The sequence below is a fragment of the Spirosoma arcticum genome (assembly GCF_054779955.1).
This window is the reverse complement of the sequence record NZ_BAAGXG010000024.1, coordinates 31797-52427: the sequence shown is the minus strand read 5'-3', so window position 1 is coordinate 52427 and position 20631 is coordinate 31797. Positions and strand designations below refer to the sequence as shown.

General features: G+C 50.1%; 26 protein-coding genes. 8 read left to right on the top strand and 18 right to left on the bottom strand.

Going from position 1 to position 20631, the window contains the following annotated elements:
• Nucleotides 1-13: 13 nt before the first annotated feature.
• Nucleotides 14-238 carry a hypothetical protein gene (locus ACYVHB_RS29795; protein ID WP_461055662.1) on the top strand — a complete coding sequence of 75 codons (225 nt, stop codon included), beginning with the start codon at nt 14-16 and terminating at the stop codon, nt 236-238.
• A gap of 21 nt (nt 239-259) precedes the next feature.
• On the opposite strand, the gene ACYVHB_RS29790 is transcribed toward ACYVHB_RS29795, so the two are convergent.
• From ACYVHB_RS29790 to ACYVHB_RS29715, 16 genes are all read right to left on the bottom strand, one after another.
• Nucleotides 260-826, bottom strand: a complete 567-nt coding sequence (locus tag ACYVHB_RS29790) for a DUF4256 domain-containing protein (protein ID WP_461055660.1) — start codon at nt 824-826, stop codon at nt 260-262.
• Nucleotides 827-844: 18 nt separating this feature from the next.
• A complete protein-coding gene (locus tag ACYVHB_RS29785) occupies nt 845-1228 on the bottom strand; it encodes a DoxX family protein (RefSeq protein WP_461055658.1) in 384 nt (127 codons plus the stop codon).
• A 6-nt stretch (nt 1229-1234) separates the two neighbouring features.
• The gene (locus ACYVHB_RS29780; RefSeq protein ID WP_461055656.1) at nt 1235-1717 is read right to left on the bottom strand and encodes an SRPBCC family protein; all 483 of its coding nucleotides are present in this window, start codon (nt 1715-1717) and stop codon (nt 1235-1237) included.
• Between the two features lie 6 nt (nt 1718-1723).
• Entirely contained in the window at nt 1724-2047 is a 324-nt protein-coding gene (locus ACYVHB_RS29775) for an ArsR/SmtB family transcription factor (protein ID WP_461055654.1), read from the bottom strand.
• Between the two features lie 77 nt (nt 2048-2124).
• Nucleotides 2125-2526, bottom strand: coding sequence for a hypothetical protein (locus ACYVHB_RS29770; protein ID WP_461055652.1), 402 nt, complete (start codon nt 2524-2526; stop codon nt 2125-2127).
• Between the two features lie 106 nt (nt 2527-2632).
• Nucleotides 2633-3148 (bottom strand): putative immunity protein, encoded by a 516-nt coding sequence (locus tag ACYVHB_RS29765; protein WP_461055650.1) that lies wholly within the window; start codon nt 3146-3148, stop codon nt 2633-2635.
• A gap of 3 nt (nt 3149-3151) precedes the next feature.
• Nucleotides 3152-3523 carry an LIC_13387 family protein gene (locus ACYVHB_RS29760; protein WP_461055709.1) on the bottom strand — a complete coding sequence of 124 codons (372 nt, stop codon included), beginning with the start codon at nt 3521-3523 and terminating at the stop codon, nt 3152-3154.
• A 254-nt stretch (nt 3524-3777) separates the two neighbouring features.
• On the bottom strand, nt 3778-4440 hold the full coding sequence (locus tag ACYVHB_RS29755) for an NADPH-dependent F420 reductase (RefSeq protein WP_461055648.1): 663 nt from the start codon (nt 4438-4440) through the stop codon (nt 3778-3780).
• A gap of 122 nt (nt 4441-4562) precedes the next feature.
• Complete coding sequence (locus tag ACYVHB_RS29750) at nt 4563-4907, bottom strand: cupin domain-containing protein (protein WP_461055646.1); 345 nt, start codon at nt 4905-4907, stop codon at nt 4563-4565.
• 99 nt (nt 4908-5006) lie between these two features.
• Complete coding sequence (locus ACYVHB_RS29745; RefSeq protein ID WP_461055644.1) at nt 5007-5687, bottom strand: aspartate/glutamate racemase family protein; 681 nt, start codon at nt 5685-5687, stop codon at nt 5007-5009.
• Nucleotides 5688-5959: 272 nt separating this feature from the next.
• Nucleotides 5960-6748: an ABC transporter permease gene (locus ACYVHB_RS29740; protein ID WP_461055642.1), complete on the bottom strand. Its 789-nt coding sequence runs from the start codon at nt 6746-6748 to the stop codon at nt 5960-5962.
• Nucleotides 6745-7653: an ABC transporter ATP-binding protein gene (locus ACYVHB_RS29735; protein ID WP_461055640.1), complete on the bottom strand. Its 909-nt coding sequence runs from the start codon at nt 7651-7653 to the stop codon at nt 6745-6747. Before ACYVHB_RS29735 ends, ACYVHB_RS29740 begins: the two co-directional genes overlap by 4 nt.
• 228 nt (nt 7654-7881) lie before the next feature.
• Complete coding sequence (locus ACYVHB_RS29730; protein ID WP_461055637.1) at nt 7882-8094, bottom strand: VOC family protein; 213 nt, start codon at nt 8092-8094, stop codon at nt 7882-7884.
• Between the two features lie 28 nt (nt 8095-8122).
• Nucleotides 8123-8848: a LytR/AlgR family response regulator transcription factor gene (locus tag ACYVHB_RS29725; protein ID WP_461055635.1), complete on the bottom strand. Its 726-nt coding sequence runs from the start codon at nt 8846-8848 to the stop codon at nt 8123-8125.
• Nucleotides 8823-9917, bottom strand: coding sequence for a sensor histidine kinase (locus ACYVHB_RS29720; protein ID WP_461055633.1), 1095 nt, complete (start codon nt 9915-9917; stop codon nt 8823-8825). The genes ACYVHB_RS29725 and ACYVHB_RS29720 overlap by 26 nt, the downstream gene beginning before the upstream one ends.
• Nucleotides 9918-10008: 91 nt before the next feature.
• Nucleotides 10009-10533: a DinB family protein gene (locus ACYVHB_RS29715; RefSeq protein WP_461055631.1), complete on the bottom strand. Its 525-nt coding sequence runs from the start codon at nt 10531-10533 to the stop codon at nt 10009-10011.
• Nucleotides 10534-11075: 542 nt separating this feature from the next.
• Between ACYVHB_RS29715 and ACYVHB_RS29710 the strand changes: the two genes are divergently transcribed.
• The 3 genes from ACYVHB_RS29710 (at nt 11076) to ACYVHB_RS29700 (ending at nt 16714) form a co-directional block, all read left to right on the top strand.
• A complete protein-coding gene (locus ACYVHB_RS29710; protein ID WP_461055630.1) occupies nt 11076-14444 on the top strand; it encodes a SusC/RagA family TonB-linked outer membrane protein in 3369 nt (1122 codons plus the stop codon).
• Nucleotides 14445-14462: 18 nt separating this feature from the next.
• A complete protein-coding gene (locus ACYVHB_RS29705; RefSeq protein ID WP_461055628.1) occupies nt 14463-15821 on the top strand; it encodes a SusD/RagB family nutrient-binding outer membrane lipoprotein in 1359 nt (452 codons plus the stop codon).
• Between the two features lie 92 nt (nt 15822-15913).
• A complete protein-coding gene (locus ACYVHB_RS29700) occupies nt 15914-16714 on the top strand; it encodes a DoxX family protein (protein ID WP_461055626.1) in 801 nt (266 codons plus the stop codon).
• A 38-nt stretch (nt 16715-16752) separates the two neighbouring features.
• Here the strand turns inward: ACYVHB_RS29700 and ACYVHB_RS29695 are convergent, their stop codons facing one another.
• Together ACYVHB_RS29695 and ACYVHB_RS29690 are read right to left on the bottom strand one after the other, a co-directional pair.
• Complete coding sequence (locus tag ACYVHB_RS29695) at nt 16753-17127, bottom strand: DoxX family protein (protein WP_461055624.1); 375 nt, start codon at nt 17125-17127, stop codon at nt 16753-16755.
• An 80-nt stretch (nt 17128-17207) separates the two neighbouring features.
• Nucleotides 17208-17759: a Crp/Fnr family transcriptional regulator gene (locus ACYVHB_RS29690; RefSeq protein ID WP_461055622.1), complete on the bottom strand. Its 552-nt coding sequence runs from the start codon at nt 17757-17759 to the stop codon at nt 17208-17210.
• Between the two features lie 161 nt (nt 17760-17920).
• Here ACYVHB_RS29690 and ACYVHB_RS29685 point away from each other — a divergent pair, with 161 nt between their 5' ends.
• From ACYVHB_RS29685 to ACYVHB_RS29670, 4 genes are all read left to right on the top strand, one after another.
• Complete coding sequence (locus ACYVHB_RS29685; protein ID WP_461055621.1) at nt 17921-18331, top strand: DoxX family protein; 411 nt, start codon at nt 17921-17923, stop codon at nt 18329-18331.
• Between the two features lie 129 nt (nt 18332-18460).
• Nucleotides 18461-18814: a VOC family protein gene (locus ACYVHB_RS29680; protein WP_461055619.1), complete on the top strand. Its 354-nt coding sequence runs from the start codon at nt 18461-18463 to the stop codon at nt 18812-18814.
• Nucleotides 18815-18898: 84 nt separating this feature from the next.
• Complete coding sequence (locus ACYVHB_RS29675; RefSeq protein ID WP_461055617.1) at nt 18899-19456, top strand: GNAT family N-acetyltransferase; 558 nt, start codon at nt 18899-18901, stop codon at nt 19454-19456.
• A 131-nt stretch (nt 19457-19587) separates the two neighbouring features.
• Entirely contained in the window at nt 19588-20622 is a 1035-nt protein-coding gene (locus tag ACYVHB_RS29670; protein WP_461055615.1) for a haloalkane dehalogenase, read from the top strand.
• Nucleotides 20623-20631 lie beyond the last annotated feature (9 nt).

Sequence of the window (20631 nt, the reverse complement as noted above, 5' to 3'; positions counted from 1 at the left end):
ACAAAAGCATTGTATGAATGCCGATATGATCTTAGTTTTCAGAACATCGCTACGAACCAAGCGGGACTGCCAGCTTTTAGCCCCACTTTTAGACAGTCAGGCCGGTATTGATCAATGGACGGTTGATTTGGCCGATTGCGATAATGTGTTACGGGTCGTTTCAGCGGGCACTCCGGCAACGACCGTTGAAACAATGGTACGGTCGATTGGCTTCGACTGCTGCGAATTGACCGATTAAAGGGGCTTATGGCCTGCTTCACTACACCCTCAGCGAACCACGGAACGCCCTGGCACCATAGTACGATTCTGCCCCGTTGTGATACACGAAGACATTGCCGTAGCGGAAATCGGCAAAGAGGGCACCACCGAGTTTTCTGATCTCAGGAGGTGTTTTCAACCAACTCGACGTTTTTACATCAAACTGGCCCAGTTGCTGCAATTCCCGATATTGTTCTTCGGTTAACAGCTCAATACCCATAGCGGCTGCCATATCAACCGCATTATGCTGGGGTTTATGCTCTTTTCTCGACTCCTGCGCTTCGCGGTCATAACAAACACTCCGGCGACCTTTGGAACTTTCCGCTGAACAGTCAAAAACGATGTATTCGTCCGTCTTTTCATCATAGCCAACCACATCCGGTTCCCCGCCCGTTCGTTCCATTTCATGGAGTGACCACAGTTTTTCGGCATCGGCTTCCAGCTTCGCTAGTACGTTAGCCCAGTCAAGACCTTCGTGGCGGCTCCTGTTTTTTTCAAAACGGGCTTTCAATACGCTGAGTAGTTCTTCGCGTTGTTCGGATGACAACACTTCTTTGCTGCTATTCATGTTGTTGCTGCTATTCATTTATTGATTAACTGAACTGATTTTTCTGTCCGCAGGTCTGAAATACCACGATAGTACAATCAGAAGTAGGAGTACCGTTGCGGGAGCTATCTGGGTCACAGAATCACCCGATGCGATATGGGAAACGGCGGCTCCCGACATGATAAAGAAAAAGCCGGCATACGCCCATTCTTTAACCAGTTTAAATCGTGGAATTAAAACAGCGATTACGCCCAGTATTTTCCAGACACCAATAATGGTGAGGAAATAGAGCGGATATCCTAAATGAAACAATATATCAACATACCCTTTCGTGTGAAATAGTTGGGCCAGACCCTGCGCCAACATACCAAAAGCCAAAAAACCAGTGACGGCCCAATAAATTATGTTGTTTCGCTTTGTCATGAGGTTTTAGTTCAACTGGCTAACAATAGTTTGTAATCGGTTATGAGCCATATCCATACCCTGAGCAAAGGGCAACCGCAACATTTGGTCTCTGAGCGTGACCGATTTATACACGATATGCATACTGAGTTGGCTGGTTTTATCGGTGAGTTTCTCAAACTCTAAGAATTCAAGCTGAACGGAAAATCGGACTGCCGAAGCGGGCGCATTGTCCATCTCAAATGTCCGGGTGATTTTCTGATTCGGAACAAACTCGTGAATTACGCCATTGGCCTGGAATACTACATTTCCCTGAGCGTCGGTTGTTTCAAACGCCCAGCTACCGTGCTTTTTGTTCTCCAGCTTCAGCACTTTCGTTCCCATCCATTGCTCAACAAGTTCGGGATCTGCGTACGCTCTAAAAAGTAATGCTAATGGCAGGTCAAATTCCCGCGTGATCACCAATTCCTGTTTGCCATCTTCGGCATTGACCTTTGTTTTTCGTTCCATGGTAGTCTATATTTCTGACTGGTGTTGTTTCATGGTGGTTTCCAGTTTGTTAAATCGATCATCCCACATTTGGCGGAATGGCTCAATAAAGTCGGCGACCTCCTTCATTTTTTTTGCATTAAGATGATAGTAAACCTCCCTGCCGTTTTGCTCCTGTTCAAGCAATTCGCACTCGGTGAGGATTTGCAGATGTTTTGACACAGTCGGTCTGGCGGTGTCAAAATTGGCGGCAATTGCCCCGGCTGTCATGGATTGTGCGGCTACCAACAGCAGGATAGCCCGTCGGGTCGGGTCGGATATGGCTTGAAATACGTCCCGTCTTAAATTCATTGCGTAGCTATTTGACTACAAATGTACGTGTAGCTATTTGACTACGCAAATTTTTCATAATTATTTTTGGGTAGCCGTTATGATTCAGAGGTTTTCCGTGTGAGCTGATTGCCCTCCCAATAAGCCAGCCCACCAACAACGATGATTTGGAGAAAGAGAAATGTGATCCCCAATGGTTCGGCGCGGCTGAAATGAATAAAGAACAGAACCAGGCTGATTAGCGTCCACAGCCAATTGGCTCCGATCAGTACCCTGAACAGCGGAACGGATGCGGGTTTTTGGGTAGCCAGCCTAACCGCAACGACGGCGTACAGCAACGTTATAGCGGAAACTACGGTAATAAACCGGGTTGGCAGCCCAAGCACGGGGGTCAGTTCAGCATAAAACAGCAATCCGATTATAGCCGTGCCGCCACCCAGTACGGCATCCAGCCACAGGATTTTCCTCAGCAATTCGCCGTCTTTAATTTGGTACTGCATCGCTTTTGTTTGCTGAACTTCATTCCTCCGGTTCATTTCCTGAATGCCAACTAAATTAGCCGTTGTTGGCTTTTATCATTCTTCAGATTTGTCCATTAACGCTGTATCAGCAATTGAATACAAACCAACAGATGTGGTTTCTCAATTTCTGGTCATCAAGAACAAGCTCCCGAATAGCATCTGGAAGCTGGTCCCGCTGCCACTGACATTCATTTCGTCCCCTTTCATCCTGCTCATTTTTGTCGACGGACTCCCTCACCGCTCTGATCGCGTAGGCAGCGGCACCCAGTTCATGGGCTGCAACGTGAGCTACTGCCACAGCTTGTCCAGCGGCCAGGGCTGCAAACTTAGCCGCATCAGGCATTTCTTTTGCCGCTGCGTTGGTAGTAAAAGCCGCTTTGTGCGCTTGTTTCATGGATATCTCTCCGTTTACCCATGCCCTTGTCAATTCGATGGCTTGCCTTGGTCGTTTATCATCAGCATTGATTTGCTCAAACAGGTGCAGTACGTGTTCTGCACAAGTGGCAGCCCATAACGCAAGCAAATGATGATTAGAATCGGTTAAAGTGCCACCCCGTCTTATGGTTATCAATCTTGGGTCTCTTTCTTTCGGTAATATCATTGTCTACTTATCTATCAAGACTAAACTGTATGAACTAATAAAGCAAATCCAGGCTGTTATAATGCCGACCAGAACAACGTCGAACCAATACCTTTTTGCTACCCATACATAAAATCCAACGGTAAGAATGGTGAATACAGGAATGAACCTGTCGGATCGCAACATATCAAAATAGGTTACGGCTAAATACAGGTTTATTATGCCAATGAAGATGGCCCCGCTGCTGTGGGTCGCATTAAAACCAACCCACGAGTTCCACATTGTCAGCTTTTTGGTCAGAATCAACGGAGAAACGCTCATCTCGTCCACCAACTTTTTGTTTCGAGGGAATAGCTTGTCTGAAAAAAATGTGACCCGAAGGTGTAGCAAACCCATAACGGTAATAACGATTGACCCTATTGCCCAAAGATATTTTTCTATCATGATCTATTACCGCTTTTTTGTACCAAACGCCTTTAATTAGTGTCTTCAAAACGTAGGTGGTGCTGCATTAAGGTCAGAATCTAAGAAATCAGTTATCATCGGTATCAACGAATCCGTCCGTTGCATCATACCAACATGGGTTGTATCCGGTGTAATACCCTAATCAAGTTATTAAGCCACACCTTGGCCCGCTCAATGCCCCCACTTTACTGTCGTGGGCCAAATGGTTGGGTAGGGGCCTCCGGTAGAATCGTTGCTGAAAACGTCAGATTAGCTCCCTGTCCGCCATCAATCATCAGGTAACGAACCAGATCAGCAAAGCTTTCGAGAGATTTCGCCAAACACAATGGCCCACAGTCCAACGGGGTTAAGCCAGCGTCGGCAGCCAGTTGTGCAACGGTTGTTTTCGCTGCCTGGTCGTCCCCACACATTAACCCTGCCACACGCTGGGCACGTAGAAAGTCAGTTGGGTGACTGTATGTCTCCTGCGCTACTGTGTTGAACGCTTTGACCAGGCGTGTAGCCGGAAGGTCAGCCTGAAACCGCTCTGCGTAGGACTGCTCAATAGGCGGAAAATTGTAGTCGGGTGGAATTTCACTATTGTTACAGTCAATTAGAATTTTATCTGCCCAATCCGTCGCAGGGGCCAACTGACCAGGCAGAATGTCCCGTAGGCAGTAAAGGAGAACACCACCAAACCGGATTGCATCCGACAGGGTACCGGTTTCCACTGGCACCGTGGTCAGTTGCTCAATCAATCGATGATTGTTGAGATGACGGGCACCAAAGAAAACCTGATGCCCTTTGGTGGCCCAAAGCAACCCTAAAGTACGGCCCATGTTGCCGCTACCAATAATTCCAATTTTCATGACAGCTTCCTGTTTTGTTTAGGTGAAATGCCAAAGATAGTTTGGCATAATGTGCTTATTTATCCAAGTACCGAGCGGTATGAACAGCCTCTGGGTCAGCGGGATGCACCAAAAACGGGCCATTAAACCCTAACTTTCACCGTGTCAATCAGGTCATGTTCAACTGTTATATTCACTGAACGATCACCCTTAGGCAGCGTTCTGTGGACTGTGTTTTTTGGAACAGTAAATAACTGACCGGGTAACAATTCTATCGTTTCTGTTTCTAATTCAATTAATAAAACGCCCTCCATCACTATAAACGTCTCATCGGAATTGGGATGATAATGCCAGTCATATGGCGCGGTCATCACACTGATTTTTACGACGTGGTCATTAACGGAAGCTAACGAAAAATTCGCATAATTGGTCGTGACAGCACGGGCCAGTTTCCTAATATCAATTATGGCAGGTGATTTAGCATTCATATAACATAGTTTTTGACTGTTACATCTTTTGAATTTTGAGATTAATCCATTTTAAGTGAATCATTCTTGCATGATTCACTTAAAATTATTGCTTAATTATCACGAGACTATATAGTCCACAATTGCTCGAGAATGAATATTTGTCGTGTCAAAAATAGGTATTATAAAGTCGTCTTGGCATATCAGCATTGGTATTTCTGTACAACCTAAGATAATGCATTCCACTCCACGCTCAACCAAGTCGTTTACAATAGAGATGTAATTTTTCTTTGTTTCAGGATTAATGAAACCAACGCCTAATTCTTCTTTCAATGTTTGCTGAATATAGTCTCGTATTTCTTGTTTCACTGGTATCAATACGTCAAGCCTATATTCTTCAAGTCTGTTTCTGTAAAAGTCCATTTCCATCGTGAACTTAGTCCCTAACAAGCCGACTTTTTTAAACCCTTGTTTACTCACAGCTTTTGCAGTCTCTACTCCAATATGAATAATTGGCAAATTGATTATCTCTTGAAGTTTATCTGCATGAATATGTGCAGTATTGGCGCACAAAACAATGCTGTCCACTTCATTCTTTTTCAAACTTTCACAAGCATGTAATAATAGGTCAAATGAATTGTTCCAACCTATTGATTGTATGTCGCCAAAATTCAACGAATAAATGATACATTCAGCGAAATTGAGTCCACCTAATTTTGTATTTACTCCTTCATTTATAAACTTATAATAGTCTATTGTTGAAACCCAGCTTATCCCACCTACTAATCCAATTTTTTTCATGTTTTTGTCTGTTATCTTTATGCGTAGTGCTATTTTCCGGTGTCACACTTCGCGCCAGGGTTGCTGCTAACGAACAGGGCTTGGCATTGTTGGGATAATTGAAAAGCGTCCGTAGACAACTGAAGCCCAATATTGTTTTAAAAGTTGAAGATATGAACTAAAGCTAAGTTATTAACGTCCTGCAGAAACTGAAGCGGATAGCGAACTACAGCCGATGTTCCAACGTCCTGCTCCAATAACGCCAAACCCCTTGTTAGCTGTAGTTGTTCTTTTTATTTCGTCTGGTCTGAGGTTTTCCAATAAATTACTGTCGCAAGATAACCTGCTATACATGTTAGAATTAAAATTGAGTAACTGTAATTGTCAAGCAACTTTTTGTATTCTCCACCTGCTCCGCTGTAAAGTCCAGGAATTGACCAAGGGAAATATGAACCACAACCAGTCGCTGCAATAATTTGAGCAAACACCAAAGTCAAGGCGACAAAACCTAATGGAGCAAGATAGCCCTTGCCCCAAATTGCAAAAAAGGCAATAGGAACACCGATCAAAATTGTCAGAAATGTTGTGATAAAATAGTCAGTGAGTAGAAGGAAAAGAATATTTGTATCAGGTGTCGGCAATTGTAAAATTGTTCCAATTAAAAGTCCGATCATAAGGTTGGAAACTACAAGCGCTAAACACCAGATTATATAAACTGCAAATTTCGCGTTCAATATTTTTGTTCGTGAAGTCGGAAGAGAAAGCAAGTCCTTAGCTGTGCCGTCTGAATACTCCCGTCCGAAAATCCAACTTACTACAAATCCAAAAACTAAAACACCACCAACGCCAACTGCTTGTGTCAATAAACCGAAATATGATTTCCAATTGCCTTCAAAGTTCATTACTTGTGCTTTTGCCGCAAGTCCACCCGCTTTTGCTAATGCCTCTGTGTCTTGAACGATCAAGATAAATACTCCGCCCATAATTGGGGCTAATCCAAAAGCGATGAAAGTCGCCCAAAGAACATTTGAGTATTTGTTTTTGATAAACTCGGCCTTTAATGCTTGTATCTGCTGTTTCATTGGTCTTGGCTTCTTATAGTTCGTAGAAAATACATTTCTAAATCTTCCGTAAACATATACACTTGTTTTGGTGGCAGATTTCTTTCAACTAATAGTTTTGAAATGTTTTCAGGATTTGTAATTGCTTCAATATTTGTAATTTCTATTTCATCATGCTCTGTCAATCCCGCTTTATAATTAGAACCCGATAACTCCTGAGCAGCTTTTGCATTATCGGATGTTTTTACTACAATTTTTTTGATGAGCTGGCTGGTGAGTTCTTTTGTGGTGAGTTCCTTTACCAATTTACCTTTGTGAATTATGCCTATGCGGTTAGCTACTTTGGAAATTTCACCAAGTATATGACTTGAAAGAAAAACAGTTGACCCATTAATTGCAAGGTCTTTGAGCAATTCCCTTACTTCCACAATTCCCTCTGGGTCTAAGCCGTTGATTGGCTCGTCAAGTATTAAAAGTTTCGGTTTGTGCATTAGTGCTTTTGCTAAACCTAATCGCTGTTGATTGCCAAGTGATAAAACTTTTGCTTTTTTGTCCTTGTAGTTAGTCAACTTTAATTTCCCAATAATATCGTCAATTAAAGTCGGATTGGTTAGTTGTCGCAGTTTGTAATAGATTTTTAAGTTTTCAGTCACGGAAAGGTTGGGATAAGAGTAAGGTGTTTCCACCAAATAGCCGATGTCGTTCCATTGGTCAAATTGCGGTGTAAGTTGCTTTTCAAATAAACTAATGTTGCCGCTGTCGGGCTTAATCATGCCAAGAAGCATCCGTATCAAAGTCGTTTTACCTGCACCATTTAGTCCAAGAAAGCCGTAAATCTCACCCTCCTTAACATGGATGGAAATGTTGTCCGAAGCAGGAGTTGTCCCGAAGTATTTAGTGAGTGTATTTGTTCTGATTATTTCCATGTAGGACGGTCTGTCTTTACAATTACAGCTAACTCTTAAATAGACGCCTATTTTTGCGTTGACCGGGCAGGTAAATCCAGTCTTTCTGAAGTTATAAAACTGGAATGGTGAACCTGAACGGCGTATGGAATCAGAAGCACTTGCCGTGGTAATAGCCCGGAGGATTTACGTCGTAACCGTCGTTATTTAAGCGTTCATAGAGTTCATGCGTCCATTGTTCTCTCCGGTCTAAAAACCGATATGAAACGTCTCGGGATAAACGGGTTCCTGGTTGTTTTTTGATTGCAGGAGCGTCAGTACAAACCCACCCTCATCCCGCAATCCCACGAGCGTAGCCTCATCGGTGGTTCTGGCTAAACGAGTCAAACCGAAATAGGTCCCCATAAACAGTTTGGCCATCTGAACGTCCGTTATGGTGAGGTTGATGTGATTAATTTTCATCCCGATAATCGTCTATAAAACCTGCCAACTAAACTCCTGCTCCCCGAATGAGGTGTCGTACCTGCAAGCGCTCGAACAACTGCTGCCTGTAGTAGCGACCAATGGCCAGCCGCTGACCGGGCAGGTGAATGTGGCTTTCACTAATGGCTTCGATTTTCCCCACGGCGACCATGAACGACCGGTGAATGCGGACGAACTGCTCGTTGGGTAACAGTTCTTCGTAATACCCAATGGTCTGCCGGGTCACGACCTGCTGCGATACGGTGGTAATCTTCACGTAGTCGCGCAGGCTCTCCAGCGAAACAATGTCCCGCTGATTGATGCGTACCAGTTTACGATCTTCCCGGACGAAGAGGAACGGTTCGTCGCCCACGACCGGACTCGTCGCCGAAACAGTCTGTTTGTGGGTCAGCACTTTGCCCACCGCTTTCATGAACCGCTCAAACGGGATGGGTTTTATCAGGTAGTCAAGCACATCTAATTCGTAACCATCCAGCGCATAGTCCCGATAGGCCGAGGTGATGATCGTTTTGGGCGGACTGGGTAGCGTTCGGAGCATGTCCAGCCCCGAAAGCTGCGGCATCTGGATGTCCAGAAACAGCAGATCGACCGGCTTACGTTGCAGCACCGTAAAGGCTTCCACCGCCGAGTGACACCGGCCCACCAGTTCCAATACGCCTATTTTCTGAACGTAGGCGGCCAGAATGTCGAGCGCAATCGGCTCGTCGTCAACCAGCAAACAAGTGATCTTCATGCGATTTAGTCAGAATGAGTGTATCAGACTCCGTCAGTTCAAGGGTCAGCGTCGTCAGGAACGAGTCCCCACCGTCGAGTTGCCGGAGCCGGTGCCGACCGGGGTAAATCAGGGTCAGTCGCTTGGCCACGTTGGGTAAGCCAAGGCCGGTGACGGGTGCCAAGACGGGTGATTCCGGCTTGCTGTTTTCGACCTTAAACACCAATTCCTGATCGCTCACGGTAAGCTGAATCTGGAGCCAGGCATCACCTAACTGGCGACTCAGGCCGTGTTTGAAGGCATTCTCCACGAACGGCAGCAGCAGCAGGGGTGCCATTTGAACCCGCTCGGTCGGCCCGGTCACGATGAACGACAGGTGCAGCCCGTCGCCATACCGGATTCGTTCCAGTTCTAAATAGTTTTCCAAGTAGGCAATTTCCTTGCGGAGCGGCACACGGGCCAGATTACCCTCGTAGAGCATGTAATGCATGAGTTGCGACAACCGCATGACCACTTCCCCCGCTTTTTCGGGATTCTGTCTGGTCAGGCCGTAGAGGTTGTTGAGCGTGTTGAACAGAAAATGCGGGTTGATTTGATCCTTGAGTGATTTTAGCTCCACCGCCTGATTGGCGATTACCAACTGCTGGTTGAGTCGTTGCTGGCGAATGCCATACCGAATCATGTACAAAGCAATCAGCAGTGCACTGGTGCAGAGCAGGTAGAACGCGCACAACAAAATATACCCCAAATCCAACGGACTTTCCTGGGCCAGCCGGGCGGGCGCAAACGGTACAAAATACAAGTAATACGTCCCCTCCCAGTAGAGCACACCGCCAATCAGCAATGCTACCAATGTGAGTGTCCCAAAGCGAACGTATCGCTGGGTTAACAGATACGTTGGTATAAGCCAGTAGAGCGACACGTAGGTAAACAGTAGCTGGGCGGGTAGCTGGGCTAAGGCGGACAGCAGATTTGGTACGTACCGCTGCTCAAATCGGTCCAGCGCCAGTACCTGCACGAACAAGTAAACCAGCCAGGCGGCAACGTGGATCAGAATTTCCCGGAAAACTGATGAGCGAGAGGAAGGCATTGGCGTAGCGCAAATACAGATAAACGGCAGTATCGCAGTTTAGATCGTCGGAGACGTAACGATGAACGTAAGTAATTCATACATATAAGTTCTATATAACACCAAGAGGAAAATACTTTTTTTTGATAATATTAAAATGATGTAGTTGATGCCCAATGATATTGAATCCCATTGCCAGGACGGACATTTCGTATTTATAGAATTTGCAATTTATCTCTAATAGTTGGGGGTTGAATGTGTCAAACATTGCTTTTGTCGCACAACGCACCGCACGGAGTTCGGCGATTACTTGCTCTATCGGTAGTTCATCACCATTTGAATTACTCGCTATCTTTTTCTCATCAAGCCCTTCAGGCACAGTTCCTTCATTGCGGGCAAAAACAAGCGTACGATAGCACCAAATGCGTTCCCAATCCGTCAAATGTTGAATTATTTTATTGACCGACCATTTTCCTTCTTCGTAAACCTTCAAGCCGATACGCTTCAGTTGTGCGATGTCAATATCATCAATTTGTTTTAAACTTTTGTCGAAGGCGTCAACGAGTTCAATATCCTCGTTCAAATTGATGTAGTATTCAAAATATTCAGGAAATTCTTTAATATCTGATTTTTTCATAATTTATGTGCTTGAGGTTTGGTTAATTCAAGACCAGCGTAAACGGGCTGTTGCTCGTAATACAAGGCAATCAGTTCGGTTTTGCCAAACACAGATTTGTTGAACCTGTCAAGGAGTGCGGGTAAGCAATTTTGACGGGTTCATCAACTACTTTTCCGACGGGACACCAGGCTGTACAAGTTTGATTCATAGGAGTGGGCCTTTAAAAAAAGGTTATTACAAACACGTAAGGTCAACACACCGTGCGCATTTAAACAGAGACACTACCGGATAAAAGTATCAAAAATCCGGCGAACTGAACTCGAAGCTTCCCGCTGCCCCACTGCCGACGCGACACACCACCGGCTAAGAGCGACAAAAACACGGCCGGGAGCGATAAACGGCGTTCATGGCTGCAAATCTACTGTCTGTCTAACTACGCCCGTTTCCTGTCTCATCGAGTAGTTTATTGGTTTTAAGGAGCCGAATATTCGGACGACGATTCGGCTACTATCCCTGTATGTCGTCGAACGCATCATTTCCTCACTTTACTCAATCCGGCTATGCGAAACGATTTACTCCTCGTACTACTGCTGATCGCCAGCACGACTCCAGTAGCCCTGGCGCAAAATCGGGCGGTTACCGGCACGGTTACGGCCGCTGAAGACAACGCCATCTTACCCGGCGTGAGTGTCACGGTGAAAGGGACATCCGACGGTACAACGACCGGTGCCAATGGCCGCTACCAACTAACTATCCCCCGGAACGCTACACTGGTTTTTAGTTCGATTGGGTTTGTCACGCAGGAAACTCCGGTCGGTGCGGGATCAGTGGTTGATGTCCGCTTAGCCGTCGATGTTCGGGTGCTGGGCGAGGTAGTGGTCAATGCGCTGGGCTTAGAGCAGGACAACGATAAATTAGGGACTGCCGTCGCCACCGTGAAAGGGAACGCATTGGTTCAGTCGGGGGAGAGCAGCGTGATCAACGGCATTGCGGCCAAAACGCCGGGGGTACTCATTCAACGCTCATCGGGCGATCCGGGAGCCAGCGCCAACATTCAGATTCGGGGTCAGAGTACGATCACCGGTAACCTGCAACCACTCATTATCGTGGACGGTATCCCCATCTCTAATGCCTCCATCGGTGATGCCGGTGTGGTGGCTGGTACGGGCGATGTCAGTAACCAAACCGATGGCGTAGTGCAGCAATCACGCCTGAATGACATCAACCCCAACGACATTGCCTCGATGGAGGTACTGAAAGGGGCCAGTGCTGCGGCCCTGTGGGGAACGCGGGCCGCCAACGGCGTCATCGTGATTACGACCCGTCGTGGATTCGACAAGAAAGGGCGACGGGGCGACAAGCCCAGCGTGGCGCTGCGCCTGACTTATGGGGTCGATCAAATCAACAAAGTGCCGCCCCTGCAAACCGCCTACGGCCAGGGGCTGAACGGTCGCTGGTCGGTTAACCCGCGCAGTTGGGGCGATAAGATAGCGGATCGAACAGGTGGAACAGACGCCTACATAACGGACCCTGCAACCCCCGGCTATACCGGATACGTCACCCTGCCCGATGGGAGTTTGCGCTACGCCATTGCGCCCGGTACGGTGGCCAATCCGCACGGGGGCAAACGCTCCCGCGAGGTGTTCGATCATGGCAAAGAAGTATTCAGCAGGGGTTTCACCCGCGATAATTCGCTCACCGTCAGTGGCGGGGACGAAAAGTCGAGTTATTTCGTCAGTTTGGGCAACACCTACACTAAGGGCATTGCCGTAGCGGGCAGCGACTACGACCGCACGACGATTCGCATCAACACCGACCGGAAACTGGCCCCCAACTTTCGCTCAGCCGCTACGTTTGCCTACTCCCGCGTTAACGCAAACCGGGTTCAACAGGGGTCCAACCCCAGTGGTCTCTTCCTGGGTGGGCTGCGGTCGGCCCCCGACTTCAGCAATCAGCCGTACGTAGGTGACTACACCGGACCAGACGGTATCGTCACCTCAAACCAGCAGGTATCCTACCGCAACCCGCTGGGCGATCCCGCGCTGGGCGGACCCGGCTTCGATAATCCTTTCTGGACCCTTAACCGGGTCCGAAACAACTCAAAAGTCAATCGCTTCATTGCCAGTTTAGAGTTTACGTACGATGTAACTCCCTGGCTGAACCTGCTCAACCGCACGGGTTTAGACACTTACACGGACCGGCGAAAGGCGTACTTTCCCGTTGGAACGGCCAACGCCCCCAACGGTGCGCTCACGGAAGAAACCATCGCCGAAACCCAGCTTAACAACGACTTCATTGTGCGGGCGACGAAGCAGTTCTCGCGGTTTGGGGGAACGCTGCTGGCCGGCTTCAACCTCAATGAACGCCGGGCCGATCAGGTGGGGGCCACCGTGACGGGCATTCTCAACCCGTTATCCCCCAATCAGTTACCCAACTCGCCCTCCACGGCCCGAACGCCCTTCAATATAGCCTCGACGATTCGCACGGGGGCGCTCTACGCACAGGCGGATGTAGAAGCGCTGGATATGTTTTTCCTGACCCTGACCGGGCGGGCCGAAACCGCTTCCACTTTTGGTCCGGCGCAAAACACGTTTTTCTACCCGTCCTCGTCGCTGGCCTGGCAGTTCACCAAACTCCCCCTGTTCCGCGGTAATAACCGGCTGACCTTCGGCAAGCTCCGGGTCGCCTACGGCACGGTGGGGGTGCAGCCCACGCCCTACCAGACGCGGACGTACTTGGTACCCGCCAGCAGCAGTGCCTTAATCGACACGTGGGGAACGACCTTAGACGCGGCTAACTACGGCGGGGGCTACTTCCGATCCACCATCAAGGGTAATCCGGCGCTGCGCCCCGAGCGCAAAACCGAACTGGAAACGGGTGTCGACCTGCGCGGGTGGGGAGACCGGCTGCGCTTCAGCGGCACCTACTACACGAATCAGACGGTCGATGTGATCCTGCAAGTGCCGACGGCGGCTACCACGGGCTTTCTGGTGCAGAACGACAACGCGGCCAAATTGCGCAACCAAGGCATCGAATTACAACTCGATGCCCTGGTGATAAAGACGCCGAACTTTACCTGGACGCTATCGCCCAACTGGTCGCGCAACGTGAACAAGGTGCTGAGTCTGCAAGGGGCCACCAACATTTTTCTGAATGGCTTCGCGGGTAATTCAGTCAATGCCAACGCGGTGGAAGGGTATCCGATGGGCAGCCTGTTTGGTAGCCGGACGGAACGGGATGATACCGGCAAGCCCGTGCTGGACCCGGCCCATCCGGGATTTATTCAGTTGGCAACCTCGTCGGGGGTGATCGGCAACCCGAACCCCCAGTGGCGGGGTGGTCTGGGCAATCAGTTTACCTTCTTTAAAAACCTGTCGGTGTACGTGCTCATCGACCACGTCCACACCTTCGACATCTGGAACGGGACGCGGGGTGCCCTCTATTCCTACGGCACCCACCGGGACGTGGGCTACGAAACCATCGTACCGGCAGACCAGGCCACTACCATCCGAAACTGGAACGGGCAGACGGTGGCTCAGTTCGGCACGAAGCAGGCTGATGGTTCCTACGCTTTCCGGGGCGGACTCGGTGATTTTGGCGGGGGAACGGTTGCCTTGGACGAATCGTGGTACCGCAACATCGGCGGGGGATTCAACGGCCCCTTAGATCAGTTCATCGAACATATTTCCACGACCCGCATCCGGGAGGTCACCCTGTCGTACAGTTGGGCTTCCGCTGGTCTCCGGCGGGCGACCGGCCTGCAATCGGTTGACCTGTTGCTGACGGGGCGCAACCTGTTTCTCTTCACCGGCTACACCGGCGTTGACCCGGAAACGAACCTGACGGGCGTCTCGAACGGCCGGGGCTTAGATTACTTCAATAACCCGAGTACGAAGTCGTTAATGGTTACGCTCAAAATTAATTACTAAACAATCACTGGTTTGCTTATGAAAGCCTCCTGTAGCCTGGCCCTGCTGTTCGCAGTAGGTAGCAGTAGCTGCCAGCCCTTTGTGCGGGATTACGATGTCAGCCCAAACTTAGCCGAGCAGGCGCCCCTGGGCCAGCGGCTGATGGCCATTGAAGCTGCCGTGGGCTTGTCGGCGGCTGGTGAGCTGCCCCGGCTGGGCGGCATCTGGACGGGGCAGTTTACGGGTCAGGTCAATCAGTACGATGCCTTCGAGAATTACGTGGCGCAGGCTTCTGATTTTGACGGGGCCTGGCAGTTTATCTACGTGGGCATCGGGGCCAACGCCCGCCTGACCCAGCAGGAGGCTACGGCGGTGGCTGACCCCTGGACGGCTGGCGTGGCGCAGGTGCTGGAGGTCTGGGCGGTGGGTACGCTGACCGATCTGTTCGGGGATGTGCCCTACACCCAGGCCTTTCAACCCGACACCTACCCCAGCCCCGTCTTTGACCCGCAACCGATGGTGTATGCCACTTTGCAAACCACGCTCGATGAGGCCGTCACGAACCTCACCAGTCCGACCGGTGGTAACCTGAAAACGAGCGATTTCTTTTACCAGGGGGACCTGGCCAAGTGGCGGGCGGTGGCGCACAGCCTGAAAGCGCGTTATTACCTGCATACCAAGGCCTACGACAAAGCGATAGTAGAAGCCCTGGTCGGGATTGCCTCGCCATCGGACGACTGGGTCATGCCGTTTCCGGGAACCGCCAACGGGGTAGATAAGAATCCCTACTGGGATTTCTCCCAGATTCAGCGAACCGGTTATCTGAATGCCGCTGGTGCTTACGCCGTGGGGTTACTGAAAAACCGGACGGGTAGTAAAACCGATGAAACCGGCCGTCTCAACTTCTATTACAACCCGGCGGCTAACGACCTCAACTACACCGAGGGTGGCTTCGGTGGGGCGTCAACGGGGTTTCCCATTCTTAGCTACGCCGAAAACCAACTGCTGCTGGCCGAGTGTTACAGCCGCCTGGGTCAGGCTAATCAGGCACTGACGGCGTTGAATGCGGTCCGGGCGGCTAACGCGGCTAACCCCAGCTACCAGCGCTTCGGCCCGGTGCGGTATCAACCCTACGTAGCCGGTGACTTTCCGACGGCCGACGCCCTGCTGAAAGAGATCATGACGGAAAAGTACCTGACGCTGCTGGGTCAACTGGAAGTGTACAACGACGCCCGCCGAACCACTAATGCGGCCTTGATTGGCATCCCGCTGAAAGTAACGTCAGCACCCCGCATTCCACAGCGATTGTTTGTGCCGCAATCCGAACTGAGCACGAATCTAAATGCGCCGAAACAGTCGCCGTCCGATCTGTTCGTTCCCACCGCTGTCAATCGGTAAACGACCGGGTTGATGTACGCTCCGTACGAATTCAATGAAACGACTGCTTTTCCTGCCACTACTATCCTAAACCACATTACCCCCTTCCTACCGTGAAAAACATACTGACCATTGGACGGCTTCTGTACGCCATCGCCATCGCTTCATTAGGTGTCAAAATGCTTGTAGTGGGCGGCCTCCCGGCTGATTTAATTCGTAAACCAGAAGCCCTCCCGGATCGGGCCGTGCTGGGTTATGTAGTGGGCAGTTTATTGGTAATCATTGGCGGGTGTATCGCCCTGAAAACACGGGTACGCGTAGTAGCCCTGGCGTTGACCGGGGTGCTGATCCTGTTCGCTGTCTCTTCGCATTTGCCCGCATTACTGACAAACCCGGCCAATCCCGCTCCGTGGACACCCTTCTTTGAGTTAGTAGCCCTGGCCGGGGGCGCGTTGGTGCTGGCCGGGTGGTTCTCGCCGGGTGATGACGGTGGGTTTCGGGATGGTCCCGATCGAGCGCTCAGTCAGTGGGGGCGGTATCTATTTGCGGGGTCACTGCTGGTGTTTGGCGGGCTGCACTTTTTATTTGCCCCGTTCATCGCTACGCTGATTCCGGCCTGGATACCGGGTCAGTTATTTTGGGCCTATTTCGTTGGCGTGGCGTTCGTGGCCACGGCCGTCAGCCTACTGCTGAACCGGTACGTGTCGGTATCTACCGCCTGGCTGGGCAGTATGTTTCTGTTGTGGGTTATTGTCCTGCACGGTCCCCGCGCCGTGGCCAAGCCACACGTCGAGCCGGAGTGGACAAGTCTGTTGATTGCGTTAGCGATGAGTGGCGTGGCGTTCGTTTTAGCCGGTTCGGCGCAACGTGAAAAACAAGCGGTTGGTCGTTTAGCTCAACGAATAGAAACGTAAGGGAGTGGCTTATTGTGATATAGGTGTATGTCAAACCGTTAGCTAATCAATTCATGCCAGCGGTTGTACGCTACCACTATACATAGGACAAAAAAGACACCGTTCAGCCCGACAGTTTGGGGTTCTCTCCGCCGGTAATGAATGATAGCGGCTGGTATCATAATCAGGCCCAGACATAGCGCGGATAATGGCGTCAATACCGGGAGTTGATCGAGCAGGAGCGGCAGAATCAGACCGGCAGCCCCGGCCAGTTCAGCAATACCAATGAATCGGATCAACGGCAACGGCAGGTGTTCAACCCCCGTCATGCCCATTGCTACCAGTGTTTGTTCACGGCGCGTGGATTTCATCAGGCCCGAATAGAAAAAAGCCAGGGCCAATAATCCCTGAATTACCCATAGTGCGACGTTCATAAGCAGGTGCTGATTAGTTGCTTTAGGATGCCCAAAGTTGGCCTGCTGCCGATTCCCGTCCTTTGACAATTGTCAAAAAGTTACACCTGCGCCCGAATTCGACTCAATGTTTCGGGCGTGACGCCTAAATACGACGCAATCATACCGAGCGGAACCCGTTGCACCAGCGTCGGATTGGTCGCCATCAACCGCTGGTAGCGCTCCAGGGCCGTGGCCATGTGCAGCTCGTCGAACCGCTGTTGCACCAGCAGCAACCCGTGGCTGACCAGTAGTCGACCTAAACGCTCCATGTCGTGGTGGGTTGCATACAGTTCTTCCAGCGCCCGGTACGGCACCGACCAGACCACCGACGGCTCCAGCAACTGCACCATGCGCCGGTCGGGTTGCCGACTCAGAAAACTGACAATGGAACCGATGAACTGCTGTTCAGCACTAAGCCAATCCGTTACGTCGCGACCGTCCTTGTAGTAGTACGTCCGGGCGAGGCCTGTTTCGATGAAGTAAATAGATTCGCTGATGGTATCGGCCTGCACCAGGATGTGCCCTTTTTCCAGCGTTAATCGGTTAGCGATGGCAGCCAGGGCACGCTGGCTTTCGTCAGATAAAGGCGTGAATTGACAGAGCGCGTTCATGAACGGGTTCATTGGGGTATTCGGGTACTTTTGGGCAAAATTACTCGTGTCTAATCGGTTTAGGAGACAGTTTGAAACCACACGTAAAAAAAGAATGGTCAAGGTGTCCAATTTCGACAGGCTCAGTCATTGTAGGCGTGTAAACCAAAAGATGACTGCACATGGCAACTGACCAACCTGAATTACGGCGCAGAAAGCGAATTGGGTACTGGATAACTACTGGCTTACTGGTTTTTGGCATGGTAGCAGGCGGTATCGGCCAGCTCACCTACGCTAAATTTAACGCGGATGGTATGGTTCATCTGGGTTATCCGCTGTACACGATGCGTATTATTGGTGCCTGGAAACTACTGGGCGTAATTGCCATCCTCATACCGGGTTATGGGTTACTGAAAGAGTGGGCGTATGCCGGTTTCTTTTTTATTCTAACCGGAGCTACCGTCTCTCATATCGTTTCGGGCGATCAGTTTCCACAATGGGTGGCTCCCTTCACGTTTGCGGTATTGACTGTTTTATCCTGGGCACTCAGACCAGCAAACAGACGTATTGCTGCTGAAAGCCTTGCAAACTAACGGCTTATGTATGGTACTCTAACCAGCTTTGTTGCAATGGCTCAGTCTGAATTCAAATTCCGACTTTTATAGTTATTAAGCTGGTTTGTGGCATTAGCAGAAGACCTTGCTAATAAATGAGAGCCTATTATGGTGAAGAGAATCGTAACGAATATAGGGGCTGGTAAATCCAACTTGGACAAAGCTAAGGCGTTTTACGAGCGAATTTTAGGTTTGACGATTGCAATGGATTTGGGATGGATTATAACCTTCGAAGCTGATGCGAGTACCACGCCACAAATCAGTATAGCTACAGAAGGTGGATCGGGGGCAGCCGTACCGGATATTACGATAGAAGTAGATGACCTTGAGGAAGTTTATAAACGAGTAGTTCATGCCAATCTTCCCATTGAATATGGTCCAACGAAAGAAACTTGGGGCGTCAAACGCTTCTTTATCAGAGACCCTTTTGGCCGCTTGCTTAATATTCTTGTTCATTGTTAAATGAGGCAGGGTTCCGATCTGCTTGCCTTCGTCCTCTAATTCAATCTGAGACACAGCCCTAAAGTGAGGCAATTAGATCGGTTTATGACCAATAGTTTGAAAGGGCCGGTAAGCATTACAATTCGTAACGAAACAGTTACGGATTACGCCCTAACCGAAGCCCTGGTGCTGGCCGCCTTTGCCCCCGATGTGCGCGTTGCTGAACTTGTTCGCAAACTGCGCACGTCCGAAGCCCTGATCCCCGAACTCAATCTGGTTGCCGAAGTGGATGGTGTGCTGGTCGGCCACCTGATGTTTAGTCGAGCCACGATTACCTCGGGACACGCGGTCGCGCTGCTGTCTCCGTTGGGTGTGCTACCAACTTATCAGCGACGTAAGGTGGGTACCTCACTGGTTGAGCACGCATTAAGCTGGCTAAGAAAATCCGATTTCCGGGTAGTTGTTCTGGAGGGCGTTCCCGCCTATTATCCCCGTTTTGGCTTTACGTCGGCTCATGCACTGGGTATCGAACCACCTTTTTCTTTGCCCGAATCCGTCTGGCAAGCCTATCGCTTACCCGCCTTTCAGGAAGCGGTAAAGGGAACAGTTATCTATCCAGAACCATTCGACTTCTTACATTCAGAGGACGAAACATCGATCTAAAACAGATTCAGATGAAGTTATTGGTACACTATCGTTCGAATTAGACAGGACAGACCGTAAAGCGATCACTGATTTTTTACAATCCTGCCCTTTTCTAACCCGTTACTTTTGGCTTGTAAACACGAAGCCGGATGGACCGAAAATTAATAGCCAGTGCCTGTCTCGGTATCCTTTCACTCGCCGAAATACCCACCTACGCGCAGGATAACCGAAGCAATACCAGCAAAGCAACCATGACCAGCCCCCAACCCACTCAACCGAATCAGCCCAGCGTTTCAACCGAAAAGAGGAACCAGGCGGCTGTTCCTTACCCTAAAAAGAAACAGATGGTGTTCGGTTATAACATGGCCTACGTAGAAACGGGGAGCGGTGACCCCATCGTATTTATGCACGGCAACCCCACCTCTTCCTACCTCTGGCGCAACATTATTCCGTATGTGCAGCCGTTGGGCCGCTGCATTGCTCCTGATCTGATTGGGATGGGTGACTCGGATAAACTGCCCCATCCGGGACCGAACACGTACACCTTCGTGGAACATCGCCGGTACGTCGACCAACTGCTTGAATCGCTGGGCGTAACTGAGCGCATCACGTTCGTGGTGCACGACTGGGGAGCGGCTTTGGCCTTCGACTGGGCCGTTCGTCATCCCGGTGCGGTCAAGGGCATTGCCTACATGGAAGCCATTGTCAGGTCTCGCACCTGGAGCGACTTGCCCGAAGCGGGCCGACCCATTTTCCAGGCGTTACGGTCCGAGACTGGCCAACAGATGGTGCTGCAACAAAACTCATTTATCGAGGTTAACCTGCCCCGTACGGTACTGCGCCGGTTATCGGCGGAGGAAATGACCCAGTATCGACGACCGTTTATCGAACCGGGCGACTCGCGCTGGCCCATGCTCACCTGGGCCCGGCAACTTCCCATTGAGGGTACCCCCGCCGACATCACCCGGATTGTACAAACCTACGGCGAATGGCTCTTGCGCAGCCCCATTCCTAAATTGTTTATTCAGGCTACCCCCGGCACATTATCGCCAATCGACCTTGATTTCTGTCGTCGCTGGCCTAACCAGACGGTCGTTACCGTACGCGGACATCATCACTTGCAGGAAGACTCCCCAGACGAGATTGGGGCCGCTCTTTCGACCTGGTTACAAAAGATCGATTAATTGCAGCGT